Here is a 495-nt window from a genome sequence, read left to right as displayed (position 1 = left end):
ACCTACAGCTAGTCGATGAATCCGGGCCAGGACGTGCGTACCGACAGCGTCGCCGACGCGGCGGTGGTGGCCGGCTACAACGGCGCGGCAGGCACCACGACCGCCGGCATCACCAGCCCGGCGATCGCGATGCCGAGCTCGCTGTACAAGACCAAGCACCACCCGGGCAGGGCCTACCAGACCGCGCGTTCGCTGCCGGACTTCTTCGCCAGCAACCGCACGCTCTTCGGCACGCAGTACGCCAGCGCGATCAAGAGCACCTCGGTGTACCCGGTCCCGCAGAACTACAACTTCGACCAGTTCAGCACCGACCTGGCAAACGGCGACGTGGGCGCGATCAACTTCATCATGCCCGACCAGTGCGACGACATGCACGGCACGGGCAACGACCCGACCTGCAAGGGCGACAACCTGGTCAAGCGCGGCGACTCGTACGTCCAGCAGGTGGTGAGCAAGATCCAGGCATCGCCGATCTGGAACAACCCGAAGCGCCAC

The 495-nt window shown here is 65.9% G+C and carries 1 protein-coding gene; it reads left to right on the top strand.

Going from position 1 to position 495, the window contains the following annotated elements:
- Positions 1-15: 15 nt before the first annotated feature.
- The coding region (locus HW466_RS31285; protein WP_481968804.1) for an alkaline phosphatase family protein at positions 16-495 on the top strand (480 nt) is incomplete at its 3' end.

The organism is Burkholderia territorii (genome assembly GCF_902833055.1).
Taxonomy (GTDB): Bacteria; Pseudomonadota; Gammaproteobacteria; order Burkholderiales; family Burkholderiaceae; genus Burkholderia; species Burkholderia territorii.
Note: the sequence above shows the minus strand (reverse complement) of the source record. Positions and strands in the feature narration are given on the sequence as shown.